The sequence below is a fragment of the Lactobacillus sp. ESL0701 genome, from assembly GCF_029433445.1.
Classification (GTDB): Bacteria; Bacillota; Bacilli; order Lactobacillales; family Lactobacillaceae; genus Lactobacillus.
The window spans coordinates 21,002-35,944 of record NZ_JAQTIC010000007.1 but is presented as its reverse complement, the minus strand read 5'-3'; the positions used below and the strand labels follow the sequence as shown (position 1 = coordinate 35,944).

Below are 14,943 nucleotides of genomic sequence, written 5' to 3'. Positions count from 1 at the left end.
TTTATTTTGTCTATTTTCTATGCCTGCAATAACCTTTATAATAGGAAATAAAAAAGGAGCACAGTATGAAATACAATCAATATGCCTATGTTGAAACTGATTTTCAAACGCAGGTACAAGAATTACTTACTATCAAATTTTTACCAGAAAATTACCAAGAGCTGACTTTTAGCGAGTTGCTCGCTGAATTAGTTGAGAACACACTTGCAGAAGTTAATCCTACCGCGGATTTTGCTAGACAAGCCAAGCTAGCCGAATTTGCCGTTTCTGATACCCAAACCCTAGCAGACTTTTTAGCGACTAATCCAAAAGCCATTACACCAGACCAATTTTACAATATTGCCCTACAGCTTTTGGGTTATCATGTTCACTATGACTATCAACTGTCTGACCCACTGGGCTTCATGACTAAGCAAGCCCTGCCAGCTGTTTCTAGCCTTAATAATCAGGATGAATTAATTCATGCCTTTTACCGCTTGTTAAATACCCGGACTAAAAATGGTCAGCTCTTAATTGACGTCATGGCTGGCAAAGGTTACTTTCACGAGAAACTTCTTGGTATCCCTGATAGTAAATTCATCTTATTTAACGGCAAAAGCTTACCCATATTTGATACCAGCAACGTAATTCGCGAGGTTGTCTATGTGGAAAGTGACCTTGATACTGATGGCGATGGTCAATCTGACTTATTGCAAACGACCATTTTTCGCCCAGTGGAAAGCGAAATGATGCAGGTACCAGCACTCTATACTGCTAGTCCATATTTTGGCGGTATTATTGATAATGTTAAACGTAATCACAATGTCGATGAGAACTTGAGTGATGCCACTGACTGGACTAATCCGCAATATGAACCTGCTGCACGCGTGAAAGCTAAGCAGCCTAGTTCTGAAAATCATGCGGCAACCGAAGAAGCTGTCGGCAAATCCTCTTACCCACTAAACGAATACATGCTCGCACGCGGCTTCGCCAGTGTCTTTGCTGGCGGCATTGGCACGCGCGGTTCTGATGGCTTACGAATTACTGGTTCTCCTGAAGAAACAGAAAGTGCCAAAGAAATTATCGAGTGGCTGCACGGCGATCGAGTTGCCTATACTGACCGCAACCGCACTTATCAAGTTAAGGCTTCATGGTGTAATGGTAATATCGGTATGACTGGTCGCTCTTACCTCGGAACTTTGCAAATCGCTGTTGCCACAACTGGCGTTAAGGGCCTGAAGACTGTGGTATCTGAAGCCGCAATCTCCTCTTGGTATGATTATTACCGCGAGCATGGTCTGGTCATTGCCCCCGAAGACTGCCAAGGTGAAGACATGGACTTGCTTGCCGAGACTTGTCAGTCTAACTTATGGGACGCAGGTTCCTATTTGAAGATCAAGCCTAAATATGATGCCATGCAAGAGCAGCTTTTAACTAAAGAAGACCGCAAAACCGGACAATATTCAGACTTTTGGGAAGCACGCAACTATCGCCATCATACAGATAATATTAAGTGCTCATGGATCAGCGTTCACGGGTTGAACGACTGGAATGTTAAACCTAAGAATGTCTACAAAATTTGGCAAAAAGTAAAACAGCTGCCGCTGCCAATTAAGCCGCACCTATTTCTGCATCAAGGACCACATTACAACATGAATAATTTGGTTTCAATTGACTTTACTGACCTTATGAACCTTTGGTTTGTTCATGAATTGCTCGAAGTTGACAATGGTGCTGACAGGCAGTGGTCAACTGTCATGATTCAAGACAACCTAGAAGCTGACATTTGGCATCAAGAAGCTGACTGGAGCGATGATCTAGGTCAAGAAGTGATCTATTACCCAACTGATGATGGTGAATTGCAAAAAGATGGCAATGGTAAAAAACAATTATCATTTGTTGATGTGGGCGGACAAAAATTTAAGCAAGCCCATATTTCTGAAAGTGAATGGCAAAACCAATTTATCTGTGGTCAAGAGCCGTGGGCTTCATCAAGCTTACGCTTCACAACAGATGAATTTATTCATCCCGTAACGATTGTCGGTCGTCCTGAAGTTACAGTTCATGTTTCTTCTAGTATGAACAAAGGTCAACTCTCAGTCGCTTTAGTTGAATTAGGTGACCGTCAGCGCCTAACTGCTACACCTAAATTCATTATGCCTAGTGGTCAAGAACTTGGCTATCATTTTGGTACCGATACTTTGCAAGAATTTATGCCGGACAAGCTGACTCATGCCAAATTAATTACTAAGGCACACATGAACCTGCAAAATTACGTCGACATGAAGAAGCCAACCGCGATTGAATCGGGGCAATTTTATGACCTAACCTTTAAATTGCAGCCGACATATTATCGCATCCCCGTTGGCGGGCGGCTTTGCCTGATCATCTATTCGACTGACCAAGGCATGACTAAGCGTCCACTTGAAGAAGTAACTTATACAGTTGATTTAGCAAAAACTGCAATTAAATTTAGTCAAAAATAATACAAAAATACAGATGTAAACCAATACATCTGTATTTTTGATTTTTAAACTATTTTACTTCAAACTAGTTGTTAAACATGTCCGATTTGTAAGTGCCGTTAATAATGCGCGTGCTGTATCTAAGCTCGTAATTAGCGGTACATTCTGTTGAATTGCCGTCTGTCTAATAATAAACCCATCAGAATTCTTCGTTAAGTCATGACCCATTGTATTAATTACCAGATCAATCTCACCGCTGCGCAATTCTGTTAATAAATTATTACCTTCCTGCTGATGAATTTTGCTAAGCAAGGTTACTTGTAAATTATGCTTTTGCAAAAATACCGCCGTTCCACTGGTTGCAAATATCCGATAGCCAATCTGGGCGAACTTTTGCACTAAAGACAAAATCGCCTCCTTATCACGATCCTCAATGGTTAACAATACATTGCCACTATCAGGAATCTGCATCCCCGCACCAGCAAAAGCCTTATAAAGAGCCTTAGGAAAACTCACATCACTTCCCATTACTTCACCAGTTGACTTCATTTCTGGTCCCAAATAACTATCAACATCAGCTAATTTACTGAATGAAAAAACAGGTGCTTTTACACTAACCAATTTTGGTTCTGGTGCCAAACCAGCGGCATAACCTTGACTGCGTAGACTTTGCCCCATAATCACTCGCGTTGCAACCTGGGCCATCTCAATACCAGTAATTTTACTTAAAAACGGCACTGTTCGACTAGCTCGGGGATTAACTTCAATGATGTAAATTTCATTATTACGCTCAATTAGCTGCAAGTTCATAATTCCGCGGCAATTTAACTTTAATGCTAACTCCTTCGTAAGTTTGGCAATTTTTTGCTTAATTTCACTCGAAAAAGTTTGCGCCGGATAAACAGCCATTGAATCTCCTGAATGCACGCCGGCGTGCTCGATATGTTCCATAATTCCGGGAATCAGCACCTGCTCGCCATCACAAATGGCATCAACGTCGCACTCTCGACCATCTAAATAATCATCTACTAAAATCGGGTGACTGCTAGCAATGTCAACATGGTCCTGTAAATAATCTTCTAATTCACCTTGACTGTATACAATTGCCATTGCTTTACCACCAAGGACATAACTTGGTCGCACCAAAACTGGATAACCCAGTTTTGTCGCTGCCCGAATAACGCCATCGTGGGTTGTCGCCGTGATTCCCTGCGGCTGCTTTAAATGCAATTCTTTAACTGCCTGATCGAATAATTCACGGTCTTCAGCGCGATTTAAATCTTCAACACTTGTTCCTAATATTTTAATGCCATGTTGCTCTAATCCCGCAGCCAGGTTAATCGATGTCTGCCCGCCAAACTGAATAATAACACCTTCTGGTCGTTCCAAATCACAAACATTAAGTACATCCTCCAGTGTCAAAGGCTCAAAATACAATTTATCGGAAATTGAAAAGTCAGTCGAAACTGTTTCTGGATTAGAATTAATAACAATTGCTTCATAGCCCATCTTTTGCAGCGCCTTAACACAATGTACGGTTGCATAATCGAACTCAACCCCTTGACCAATTCTAATTGGACCAGAGCCAATAACCAAGACTGATTTTTTACGGTCACGTTGACTTTCATTTTCTAAATCATAAGTTGAATAAAAGTATGGCGTTTGCGAAGCAAATTCTGCCGCACAGGTATCAACCATTTTATAAACAGGAACAATGCCATGCTGTTTACGCATCTGCCTTACTCGTTCAGGTGTTTGATGCCATAACTTACCAATTGTCTGGTCGCTAAAGCCATATTTCTTAGCTGTCTTAAGTACAGTAATATCATCTGGATGTGCTCCAATGGTCTTCTCCATATCAACGATGTGGCGCACGATATCCAAAAAATAAAAATTAATTTTAGTCAATTCATGAATATCCGTCATCGCATAGCCCCGGCGAAAGGCTTCGGCAAGATAAAAGAGGCGATCGTCTTGTGCTTTGACTAGCTTTTGCTCCAAATATTCATCACTTGCCCTATGAGCCTCAACTGAATAGCAGTCTTTTTGATCAATTTCCAGCGACCGGACAGCTTTTTGAAAGGCTTCCTCAGCTGTACGCCCAATCGCCATCACCTCACCTGTTGCCTTCATCTGGGTACTGAGCTCACGGTTAGCCTTAGGAAATTTATCGAACGGCCAGCGGGGAATTTTGCAAACAACATAATCAAGTGACGGCTCAAACTCCGCAAAAGTTGTCCCCGTTACCGGATTTTTGATTTCATCCAAAGTCAAACCAATCGCGATTTTCGCAGCCATCTTGGCAATCGGATAACCTGTTGCCTTTGAAGCTAGAGCAGATGATCGCGATACTCTTGGATTAACCTCAATCACGTCATAATTAAAGCTCTTTGGGTCAAGCGCTAGCTGCACATTACAGCCACCCTCAATCTTCAATGCCCGGATCAAGCGCAATGAACAATCGCGCAATAATTGATATTCCTTGTCTGACAGTGTCTGTGATGGTGAAAAGACAATCGAATCACCAGTATGAATACCAACAGGATCAAAATTTTCCATGCAGCAAACAATCATTGTATTATCGGCATGATCGCGCATGACCTCAAATTCAATTTCCTTATAGCCAGCAATTGACTTTTCTACTAAACATTCAGTAACTGGCGATAATTCCAGACCGTTCTTGGCAATACGTGCAAGTTCATCATGGTCGTTGCAAATTCCGCCGCCTGTACCACCCATAGTAAAGGCCGGACGAACAATTATTGGATAGCCAATTTCATCTCCAAATGCCAATGCCTCAGCGACTGTTTTAACACTTTTGGATGGTGGGACCGGCTCGCCCAGTTGCTGGCATAATTGCTTAAATTCTTCACGATCTTCTGCCTGCTCAATTGATGCCAGTTTTGTTCCTAAAAGTTCAATCCCTAATTCCTGTAAGATGCCGCTTTTGGCTAAAGACAAAGCCATGTTCAAGCCAACTTGACCGCCTAGTGTCGGCAGAATTGCATCGGGATATTCTTGACGAATAATTCGCGAAATTGCATCAACTGTCAACGGTTCAAGATAAACCTTGTCAGCAATTTCAGTATCCGTCATAATCGTTGCTGGATTAGAATTAACCAGCACGACTTCGTAGCCTTCTTCACGCAAAGCCAAACATGCCTGCGTTCCCGAATAGTCAAATTCTGCTGCTTGCCCAATAATTATCGGTCCGGAGCCAATAACCATAATTTTATGAATATCTGTTCTTTTAGGCATGTTAATTAGCTTCCTTTCGTTGATCAATCATCTGCATAAAATAATCAAAAATTCCTTGCTGATCGTGTGGTCCAGGAGTTGCATCCGGATGAAACTGCACCGAAAATGCCGGATAATTCTTATGGCGCAGACCTTCAATCGTACCGTCATTAACTTCAACGTGAGTTACCATTAAGTCAGTTGCCGCAATTGATTCTGCCTTAACCGCGTACCCATGATTTTGTGAACTAAAACCAATATTACCTGTCGCGATTTCGCGAACTGGATGATTAAGTCCTCGGTGACCAAATTTCATTTTGAATGTCTCAGCACCATTCGCCAAAGCAAAAACTTGATGCCCCATACAGATCCCCATTAACGGCAACTGCTGCTCAACTTCTCGTACCATCGCCGCAGCACGCGACATTTCCGCAGGATTACCGGGACCATTAGAAAGTAATACACCGTCTGGATGCAAACTTAGAATGCGCTCGGCTGTGATATTATACGGCACGACAATACAGTTACAATCACGTTGTGCCAGTTCACGCAAGATACTATTTTTGATGCCAAAGTCAACGACTACAATATTGCGTTTAAAGCCAGGTACCGGATACGAGCGGGTTGTTGAAACTCGGCTAACTGCGCCCCTAGTTAAATTTTCTTTTTGCAAAGTTTGAGCAATTTGGGCTGCATTACGAGCAGAATTAGCAATCTGACCGCGTATGGTGCCGTGCAGTCGCAATTTTTTAACTAAAGCACGCGTATCAATTCCTTGAATACCGGGAATATTTAATTTTTTAAGAAAGTCTGGCAAAGTTGTCTGCATGCGCCAATTATCAGGATAATGCGCCACCTGATGACAGATCACGCCCTTAATCCCCGGTTCAAGCGATTCATAATCTGCTAGTGTAATGCCATAATTACCAATCAAGGGGTTAGTAAACACTAAAATCTGATCAGCATAAGATTGATCCGTAATAGCTTCCTGATAACCCGTCATCCCTGTTGTGAAGACAACTTCTCCTTTTGCTTCACCTGCAGCACCAAAGCCTTCGCCCTGATAGATACTGCCGTCTTCCAAAATCAGATACTTCATTATTGCTCCTTTGCTTGATAAACTACACGCCCAGCAACCATTGTCATCATTGTTGAACCGTAGACAGTGTCACCGGTAAACGGGGTGTTACAACTTTTTGAAAAGTAGTCCTGCTGATGTAATTTTTTCTTAGTCTGTAAGTCAAAAATGGCAATATCGGCTGGTTCGCCAATTGCAATCCTACCTGCATGTTGTAAGTTGAAAACTTTAGCCGGCTTAATTGTTAACCAAGCTAGTAATTGCGTTAGGCTGCAATGCCCCTTCTTGACCAGCTGCGTATAAAGCTCACTAAAAGCAGTTTCACTGCCGGTAATGCCAAAAGCTGCTTCATTAAAGCTCCCAGCCTTATCTTGCTGGGTATGTGGGGCATGATCGGTGGCAATCATGTCAATCGTCCCATCAAGCAGTCCTCTAATTAACGCTTGCTGGTCCTGCTTTGACCTTAACGGCGGATTCATTTTAAAGTTACTATCGTTTTGCGCAATATCATTTTCTGTTAATAACAAATGATGTGGTGCTACTTCACAAGTGACAGGTACGCCACGCTTTTTAGCAATTCTAATTAAGTCAACGCTGATTTTAGTTGAAACATGACAAACATGATAATGCACACCAGTCTTAGCCGCTAGTAAAAGATCACGCGCGATTTGCGTAGTTTCCGCTAGTTCCGTAATTGGTCGCAAATTAAATTTTTTTGCTTTTGAACCACTATTAATTACCCCAAGATTAAAAAGAGCATCATCCTGAGCATGTTCGGCAATAATTAAATGATTGTCTTTTGCCTGCTGCATTGCCTTGTACATTGTCTGTGCACTCTGTACGCCTTTGCCGTCATTACTTAGAGCAATGGCGCCAGCTTTTTTTAAACCAGCATAGTCAGGCAGAGTATCGCCAACTTCATCAACTGTAATTGGCCCGTATTGTAAAACATGCACGACGCCATTCTGTTCATTATTAGTTATCATCTTTTGCAGTAATTCAGCAGTATTGGGAACCGGCACTACATTTGGCATTGCCGCGGTAGTTGTAAAACCGCCATGAGCTGCAGCCAGCGTCCCCGAATGAACATTTTCCTTTGCCGTTTGACCAGGATCACGATAATGAACATGCATGTCGATTAACCCTGGACTGACCAGCTTATCTTGCGCGTCAATGACTTGTTCAGCAGCCAAATCTTGACCAATAGCACTGATGCAGCCATTTTCAATTAAAATATCGCACTGGGTAAGTCGGTTATCCAAATAGACTTGACCATTTTTAATGACTGTAGCCATTATTCTAGTCCTCCCAACTGGCGACCGCGCATTACAGCCTCAATCATTGCCATCCGCATAAAGACCCCATTTTGCATCTGGCAAGTGAACATGCTCTTGGGTGCTTCGACCAGTTTACCAGCCAGTTCAACATCACGATTAATCGGACCTGGATGCATGATAATTGCATCCTTCTTTAGTGCATGATAGCGGCGTTCATTAACCCCAAATTGCTCGTGATATTGCACTGGATCAAACTTACTTTCATTCAGGTCACCTGCATGACGCTCATGCTGAACGCGCAGTAACATCAGCACATCAACTTGACCAATCAGATCGTCAAGCGGGGCAAACTGCCCATATTGGTCAAACTGCTTGTCATACCAATATTCCGGTCCAGAAAAGTAAACTTGCGCACCAAGCTGAGTTAATAATTCCATATTACTTTTAGCTACTCGAGAATTAGTAATGTCACCAACGATTGCTACTTTCAAATTCTCAAAATGACCAAAGTGCTCGTGAATTGTCATCATGTCAAGCAGACATTGCGATGGGTGCTGACCACTGCCATCACCGGCATTAATGACCCCAATATTTAAGTGCTGCCCGGGTTCTAGGGAAATTAACTCATTGTAATATTCATTTTGCGGATGGCGAATAACTTCAAGGTCGACCCCCAAGGCCGCCATAGTTAGCGAGGTATCATATAGGGTCTCACCCTTTTTAACTGAACTATGAGCCGGATCAAAGGGAATAACTGTCAAGCCCAATTTACGCTCCGCAATTTCAAAGCTGGTATGGGTTCGACTTGAATTTTCAAAAAACATGTTGGTCACATAAACTGGTCTAGATAATTTGAGTCTAGCCCCACCACGCTTAAAATACTCTGCACGGTCAATCAAGGCGCGTACTTCAGCTGCCTGTAAGCCGGCGACACTCACAAAATGCGGTAAACTAACAAGATTATAATTTTTCATGGTCAAAACCCTTTCTTTAAGATACAAAAAACCTGAAGCATTTAGATTGCTCCAGGTTAATCAAAAGGGATTTTGGACCTATTTTAAGATACTCCAAAAGAACTCAAACCCTTCTGACCCTCTCTGGAGTCAATTAAATGGTTGAATGATTAAATTAATTATATTATGTTATTCTTCCGGTAATGGTTTTAATTCTACACTGTCCTGCCCATCAACTTCTTCAACATTAACAGCAACTTGTTCTTGTGAAGATGTCGGGATATTTTTTCCAACAAAATCTGCTCGAATCGGCAATTCACGGTGACCGCGGTCAACTAGAACCGCAACAGCAATTGAACTTGGTCGACCAATGTCCATCAGGGCGTCCATTGCCGCCCGAATTGTTCGCCCTGTATAAATAACATCATCAACTAAGACAACATGTTGATCGGCAATCGCAACACCAACTCTATTGGAATTAACAACTGGATCCTGTTTAAGAGTTGCATCATGACGATCATCACGGTAGAGGGTAATGTCCAGCTGCCCTAGGGGAACATCGACACCTTCCAACTTTTGAATCCGATCATGAATCCGTTTAGCCAAATACACACCACGCGTCTTAATGCCAACAAGCACCAAATTCTCGGTGCCCTTATTACGTTCAATAATTTCATAAGTAATTCTTGTTAGTGCCCGCTTCATTGCGAGCGCATCCCAAATTTCTTTTGCCATCTTATTTCTCCTCTCATATCCCTAAAACAAAAGCACCTAGTCGATGAGACCAGGCGCTAACTCGCTTGCCTTGCTAGCCTCTCTGGACTAATTAAAGGAATATTAAGTTAAATATACGGACAATTATAATAATTGTCAAATTAAATTTTTAATTAAATTGAGCTTGTCCGACAAGATCATTGACATCGCTAACACCTAACTTATTTAACAATGCCGGCAATTTTTGAATAATATGCGGACAGGCTAAATCATCGTAAAAATGCGCACTGCCAATTGCCACAGCACTAGCTCCTGCCAACATAAATTCAACTACGTCTTCAGCACTTGCAATGCCGCCCATGCCAATAATTGGCAGCTTAGTTGCCTGATAGACCTGATGAACTTGATATAGAGCAAGCGGCTTAATACCACTGCCTGAAAGACCACCAACATTATTACCCAAAAATGGTTTACGCGTTTCAAGATTTATCCGCAAACCCATCACTGTATTAATTAGCGACAGACCATCGGCGCCGCCACCCTCTGCAGCACGAGCAATCTCAGTAATTGAGGTGACGTTGGGCGTTAACTTGACATAAATTGGCACCATAACTACTTGTTTAATGGCAGTTGTCAGCTGTTCGACCAATTCCGGATGAACGCCAAAGGTCATGCCACCGCGAGCCACATTAGGACAGGAAAAATTAAGTTCTAGTGCATCTACCAAACCAGATTCAGACAATTCTTTTGCTACCTGCACATAGTCAGATTTACTGCTGCCGCCAACACTAGCAATAATTGGTAAGTTGGGATATTTTTGACGCACAGCTGGGATTTTTTCACTGACAACCTTGCTAACTCCGGGATTAGTTAATCCTACCGAATTTAACACTCCAGATTCTAAAACCGCAATTTGCGGCTGCGGGTTACCAAGTCGCGCTTGCGGCGTTGTTGTTTTCAGTACCAACGCTCCTAACTCATTTAAGTCAAACTTGTTAGCAGCGGGAACATCGCCGAAGCCAAAGGTGCCACTTGCTGGCATCACCGGGTTTTTCAAGTATAGACCGGGTAATTTTACACTAAGATTAGTCATCTTTACCTCCAAAAATGTATGCTCACAGACATTACAATTATTTTCGCAGTTTATTTTACACGTTTTTAATTATTTGCCAAGATTTAATTTTTATTTCAACTCGACGTCCCATACAGCCTGCTGCATTGAACCATAAAATTTACGATAAAGCTTCTTGGTTTCTGCAGTTTGATAACATTTTACAACATGTTGATAGTCGGGATCGTTCTTCTTAGCTGCCGTAGTACAGATATTATTAATTGCACCTGCCGACTCCTTATTGATTGGCTCAACGTAAATCGTTTCTTTAGGGCCAAGACCTGCTGGTACGGCAAAATCATTATTAACAATTACGGCATCAACGGAATTAATAATCCGCGCGCACTGCTCATCACTGACTTCTTTAATCTTGATATGCCGCGGATTGCTTGTAATATCCGCGATCGTCTTCAACTTTTTACCCGCAGTCAGCCGGATTAACTTAGCATTTTTTAAAACATGAAGTGCCCGCGATTCGGTTGCGGCATCATTAGGGATCGCAATCGTGGCACCTTGCGGCAACTGACTTAACTTGTGATACTTTTTGGAATATAGCCGAATGGGCGCAATATAAGTTTTACCAATTGAAACAATATTGGCATGGTTAGCCTTGGACCAAGTATGCATAAAGGTTGTTGTTTGAATTGCATTTAGATCGATTTCGCCATCACGCAAGGCCTTATTCGGCTGATTGTAATCCGTAAAGACCTTGGTCTTGACGATAATGCCATAATCACGCTTGGCCTTTTGGGCAACATGCTGCCAAATTACATGTTCAGAATTACTTTCGCCGACAACGCCGATCGTCACTACCCGCTGCTTTGGTGTATTATTAGAAATTCCTGGACCGAAGCTAAACCAGCCGGCAACCAGCAAAACTAAAATAATAATTGACCAAGTAATAATATGTTTCTTTCGCTTCTTACTCATTTTTTATTCCTTTTCTTAATAAAAAATCCACCTAAATTTATGATAATTATACCAAAATAAACTATCAGCATTAACATTTATCAAAATTACTAGCAAGAATTAGTTGTCTTTTGGGTAAGATGATGCTAGACTTACTAACAATGAACTTTAAACGGTACAGAGAGACCGCAAGTTAAACATGACTAAATTACTCAAAAAGTCTATTTTGACGCGCTCTGTGCCAGAATAGACTTTTTTTGGAGGTTTGCAATGGAAAAAGCAGTTTTCGTCGCCCTAGATTATGCTAATGAGCAGGAAGTTGCACGACTTTTGCCAAAGCTTGGTGCAGCGCAAGAAACTTACTTAAAAATTGGTATGGAGCTTTTTTATCATTCTGGAAGTACCCTAGTTAAAAAATTAAGCAAACAGGGATACCATATTTTCTTAGACTTAAAATTGCATGATATTCCTAACACTGTCTATCATGCTGCCAAGCAACTAGCCGCGCTAAACGTCTTTTGCATTACTATCCACGCATTAGGCGGCAGTGAGATGATTAAAGCTGCTAAAGACGGCTTAATTGCTGGTACGCCAGCTGGTCAAAGTGTACCTAAACTCTTAGCAGTGACGGAATTAACATCAATTTCTGATGCAATTTTGCAAGATGAGCAAAATTGTCAACTGCCAATGACTGAACAGGTCGTTAGTCTTGCCCAAACAGCACAAAAAGCCGGTGCCGATGGCGTTATTTGCTCGCCGCTAGAAGTTGAAAATCTCCGGTCACAAATTGGTCCTGACTTTCTCTATATTACACCGGGAATTAGACCTGCTCAAACTAGCAATGGCGATCAAAAACGTGTCGCTACGCCAAAACAGGCAAAAGAATACGGTGCCAGCGCAATTGTTGTTGGTCGACCGATTACGCAAGCTGCTAATCCCCAAATAGCCTATCAAGCAATTAAGAAGGAGTTTAACTAACATGCATCAAGAACAAATCATTGCCAAATTAATCGCCGAAAAAATCATTACGGTATCACCTAACAAGCCATTCACTTACGCCAGCGGTATGCTCTCACCCATCTATACTGATTTACGGCTGACAGTTTCTTATCCCGACTTGCGCGATTGGATTGCCAGTGATTTAGCCGCCTTAATTAAGACTAAATTTCCTGATGTCACGATTATTGGCGGTGTTGCAACTGCTGGTATTCCCCACGCTGCATTGGTCGCAGCCAAGCTGGGATTGCCAATGATTTATGTCCGACCAAAGCCTAAAGATCACGGCAAAGGCCGGCAAATTGAAGGTCGCTTTACTGACCAAGACAAAATTGTTTTGATTGACGATTTAATTACCACCGGCGGTTCTGTCTTAAATGCAGTTAAGGCGACCCAAAACGAAGGCGGCAACGTCATTGGTGTTAGTTCGATTTTCACTTATTATTTGCCAGACGCCAAGCAAAATTTTGCGGCAGCCAATATTGCCTTCAATCCTCTGCTTTCTTATCCAGAACTGCTGGCAAAAGAAAAAGAATTGAATTACATCACGGAAGCTGAATATTATACACTTAAAACTTGGCATGAAGACCCTTGGCAATGGGGCAAAAAGTTTAACCAAGAATAATAGCTAAAAACTAAAAAATCACCTGTTGCACTTCATAGTAACAGGTGATTTTTTTATAATTTAAAATTTTGCATCATGGTGCTCACGATAAGTGTAATAAACATAAGCAATGACACCAAAGGCAACTGGTCCAATTGCCGTCCAGAACGACGTCATATAGTCTCCAGATAACATTGGTTCAACACACGTAAAGATAATTCCCATGGCAACAACCAGCCAGACAAGAATCGTTACTGCCCAGACCTTGCCCTTACCTTTGATAAAGACAAATGGGCGATCAATATCCTTTTTCATCTTAAAGAATGGAAATACCCCAATCAAGAACAGGTACGGCACGCTTGAAGAAACGTTCATCATATCCATTAAAATCGTGTAAAATTGTCCCGCAGCATTACCACCAAAGGATATAAACAAGATAATGACACTAATTAGTGCTGCCTGGACCCACATTGCCCGTTCAGGCATATTGTGCTTATTTAATTTCACTAATTTTTTAGGTAACAGCCGCGCATCACAACCTTCAATAAAGGATTTGATTGGTGAATAAACCATTAAGAAGGCTGCGGAAATTCCGGACAAAACATCAGCTAAGCCGGCAAGCCGGGAAAAAATCGTTCCTAATGCCAGTGTAGCAGATTGCGATAAGCCCATGCTGTGCCCCATCACAATTCCCAAATTGTTGACTAAGACATATTCCATATTGGCAATGTTAACATTCTTTGCACCCAGAATCGCAGTCCAATTAGTTGAAATACCACACATCAAAATATTAATTACATAAAGTCCAGTCATCAAAGCCATTGCTGCCATCATGGCCTTAGGGAAAGTCTTCTCAGGTTTGTCAACTGAATCAATGACCCCAGCCGAAGTTTCAAGACCACCATAAGCAAATAGTGCATAAACAATAAATGATAATACTGCTACCGGTGTCTGAAAGGCTGGATTAGGTGACTTGGTAAAGTTCATTGCCGTAACTGGTTCAGCGAAATGCCCATGACTAAAGGCAAATACGACCAGTGATGCCAACATGAAGCCTAGTGCAATAATAATTGCAAAAGCCCCGCCGACTTTATCAACAGCTGTAATCTTGTCAATTCCTTTAGCAGCAAAGAACGTGACAATCACCATGAAGGCAACTTCAAGAACACCTAATAGTTGAGTTGATGACAAAAAGCCCAAATGCCAGGTTTGCGTCATGTCTTTACCCGAAATTAAGGTCGATAGCGCAACAAGGAAAAATTGCGTGGAAGAAACCAGCCACACGACCCAAGCAGCCAACCAAATAAAGGTCCCTACAAATGCCACCTTTTCATTAGCTGATTCTTCAAGCCAAGAAAAAATACCACCCTTGACGCCCTTAAAAGATGCGCCATACTCCGCAAAGATTAATGCAGATGGCAAAAAGAACAGAATTGCCGCGATCACATACCAAATGATACTTGCATAACCCATTTGATAATACGCGGTCAGTGAATTACTGAATCCAAAGATGGACGAGAAGATCATTAAAATTAACGTGCCGAGGGTAATTTTGTTCGGCTGTTTTTTATCCATAAATAGTAGCTCCTTTTTAAAATAGACCTTACTATTATGAACCTT

General features: G+C 41.8%; 11 protein-coding genes. 3 read left to right on the top strand and 8 right to left on the bottom strand.

The window, feature by feature from the left end; all coding sequences use genetic code 11:
* The first annotated feature begins 65 nt into the window (after nucleotides 1-65).
* Complete coding sequence (locus tag PT281_RS06495; RefSeq protein ID WP_277153079.1) at nucleotides 66-2,465, top strand: Xaa-Pro dipeptidyl-peptidase; 2,400 nt, start codon at nucleotides 66-68, stop codon at nucleotides 2,463-2,465.
* Between the two features lie 54 nt (nucleotides 2,466-2,519).
* On the opposite strand, the gene carB is transcribed toward PT281_RS06495, so the two are convergent.
* The 7 genes from carB to PT281_RS06460 form a co-directional block, all read right to left on the bottom strand.
* The gene (gene carB / locus PT281_RS06490; protein WP_277153077.1) at nucleotides 2,520-5,702 is read right to left on the bottom strand and encodes a carbamoyl-phosphate synthase large subunit; all 3,183 of its coding nucleotides are present in this window, start codon (nucleotides 5,700-5,702) and stop codon (nucleotides 2,520-2,522) included.
* A 1-nt stretch (nucleotide 5,703) separates the two neighbouring features.
* Nucleotides 5,704-6,780 (bottom strand): carbamoyl phosphate synthase small subunit, encoded by a 1,077-nt coding sequence (locus PT281_RS06485; RefSeq protein WP_277153075.1) that lies wholly within the window; start codon nucleotides 6,778-6,780, stop codon nucleotides 5,704-5,706.
* Complete coding sequence (locus tag PT281_RS06480; protein WP_277153074.1) at nucleotides 6,780-8,054, bottom strand: dihydroorotase; 1,275 nt, start codon at nucleotides 8,052-8,054, stop codon at nucleotides 6,780-6,782. Before PT281_RS06480 ends, PT281_RS06485 begins: the two co-directional genes overlap by 1 nt.
* Complete coding sequence (locus PT281_RS06475) at nucleotides 8,054-9,010, bottom strand: aspartate carbamoyltransferase catalytic subunit (RefSeq protein WP_277153072.1); 957 nt, start codon at nucleotides 9,008-9,010, stop codon at nucleotides 8,054-8,056. The genes PT281_RS06480 and PT281_RS06475 overlap by 1 nt, the downstream gene beginning before the upstream one ends.
* Nucleotides 9,011-9,178: 168 nt before the next feature.
* A complete protein-coding gene (gene pyrR / locus PT281_RS06470; protein ID WP_277153070.1) occupies nucleotides 9,179-9,724 on the bottom strand; it encodes a bifunctional pyr operon transcriptional regulator/uracil phosphoribosyltransferase PyrR in 546 nt (181 codons plus the stop codon).
* A 148-nt stretch (nucleotides 9,725-9,872) separates the two neighbouring features.
* Nucleotides 9,873-10,796, bottom strand: coding sequence for a dihydroorotate dehydrogenase (locus PT281_RS06465; RefSeq protein ID WP_277153068.1), 924 nt, complete (start codon nucleotides 10,794-10,796; stop codon nucleotides 9,873-9,875).
* Nucleotides 10,797-10,886: 90 nt separating this feature from the next.
* Nucleotides 10,887-11,744: a MetQ/NlpA family ABC transporter substrate-binding protein gene (locus PT281_RS06460; protein WP_277153066.1), complete on the bottom strand. Its 858-nt coding sequence runs from the start codon at nucleotides 11,742-11,744 to the stop codon at nucleotides 10,887-10,889.
* Between the two features lie 249 nt (nucleotides 11,745-11,993).
* Between PT281_RS06460 and pyrF the strand changes: the two genes are divergently transcribed.
* Complete coding sequence (gene pyrF, locus PT281_RS06455; RefSeq protein WP_277153064.1) at nucleotides 11,994-12,701, top strand: orotidine-5'-phosphate decarboxylase; 708 nt, start codon at nucleotides 11,994-11,996, stop codon at nucleotides 12,699-12,701.
* Between the two features lies 1 nt (nucleotide 12,702).
* Nucleotides 12,703-13,344 carry an orotate phosphoribosyltransferase gene (gene pyrE / locus PT281_RS06450; RefSeq protein WP_277153062.1) on the top strand — a complete coding sequence of 214 codons (642 nt, stop codon included), beginning with the start codon at nucleotides 12,703-12,705 and terminating at the stop codon, nucleotides 13,342-13,344.
* Nucleotides 13,345-13,404: 60 nt separating this feature from the next.
* Here the strand turns inward: pyrE and yjeM are convergent, their stop codons facing one another.
* Nucleotides 13,405-14,898 carry a glutamate/gamma-aminobutyrate family transporter YjeM gene (gene yjeM, locus PT281_RS06445; RefSeq protein WP_277153060.1) on the bottom strand — a complete coding sequence of 498 codons (1,494 nt, stop codon included), beginning with the start codon at nucleotides 14,896-14,898 and terminating at the stop codon, nucleotides 13,405-13,407.
* Between the last annotated feature and the right edge of the window lie 45 nt (nucleotides 14,899-14,943).

Excerpts from the sequence above, each read along its gene's own strand:
- PT281_RS06495 (WP_277153079.1), top strand. The coding sequence starts at position 66 with ATGAAATACAATCAATATGCCTATGTTGAAACTGATTTTCAAACGCAG.
- PT281_RS06465 (WP_277153068.1), bottom strand. The coding sequence starts at position 10,796 with ATGACTAATCTTAGTGTAAAATTACCCGGTCTATACTTGAAAAACCCG.
- PT281_RS06460 (WP_277153066.1), bottom strand. The coding sequence starts at position 11,744 with ATGAGTAAGAAGCGAAAGAAACATATTATTACTTGGTCAATTATTATT.
- PT281_RS06485 (WP_277153075.1), bottom strand. The coding sequence starts at position 6,780 with ATGAAGTATCTGATTTTGGAAGACGGCAGTATCTATCAGGGCGAAGGC.
- yjeM (WP_277153060.1), bottom strand. The coding sequence starts at position 14,898 with ATGGATAAAAAACAGCCGAACAAAATTACCCTCGGCACGTTAATTTTA.
- pyrR (WP_277153070.1), bottom strand. The coding sequence starts at position 9,724 with ATGGCAAAAGAAATTTGGGATGCGCTCGCAATGAAGCGGGCACTAACA.
- pyrF (WP_277153064.1), top strand. The coding sequence starts at position 11,994 with ATGGAAAAAGCAGTTTTCGTCGCCCTAGATTATGCTAATGAGCAGGAA.
- carB (WP_277153077.1), bottom strand. The coding sequence starts at position 5,702 with ATGCCTAAAAGAACAGATATTCATAAAATTATGGTTATTGGCTCCGGA.
- PT281_RS06480 (WP_277153074.1), bottom strand. The coding sequence starts at position 8,054 with ATGGCTACAGTCATTAAAAATGGTCAAGTCTATTTGGATAACCGACTT.
- PT281_RS06475 (WP_277153072.1), bottom strand. The coding sequence starts at position 9,010 with ATGAAAAATTATAATCTTGTTAGTTTACCGCATTTTGTGAGTGTCGCC.
- pyrE (WP_277153062.1), top strand. The coding sequence starts at position 12,703 with ATGCATCAAGAACAAATCATTGCCAAATTAATCGCCGAAAAAATCATT.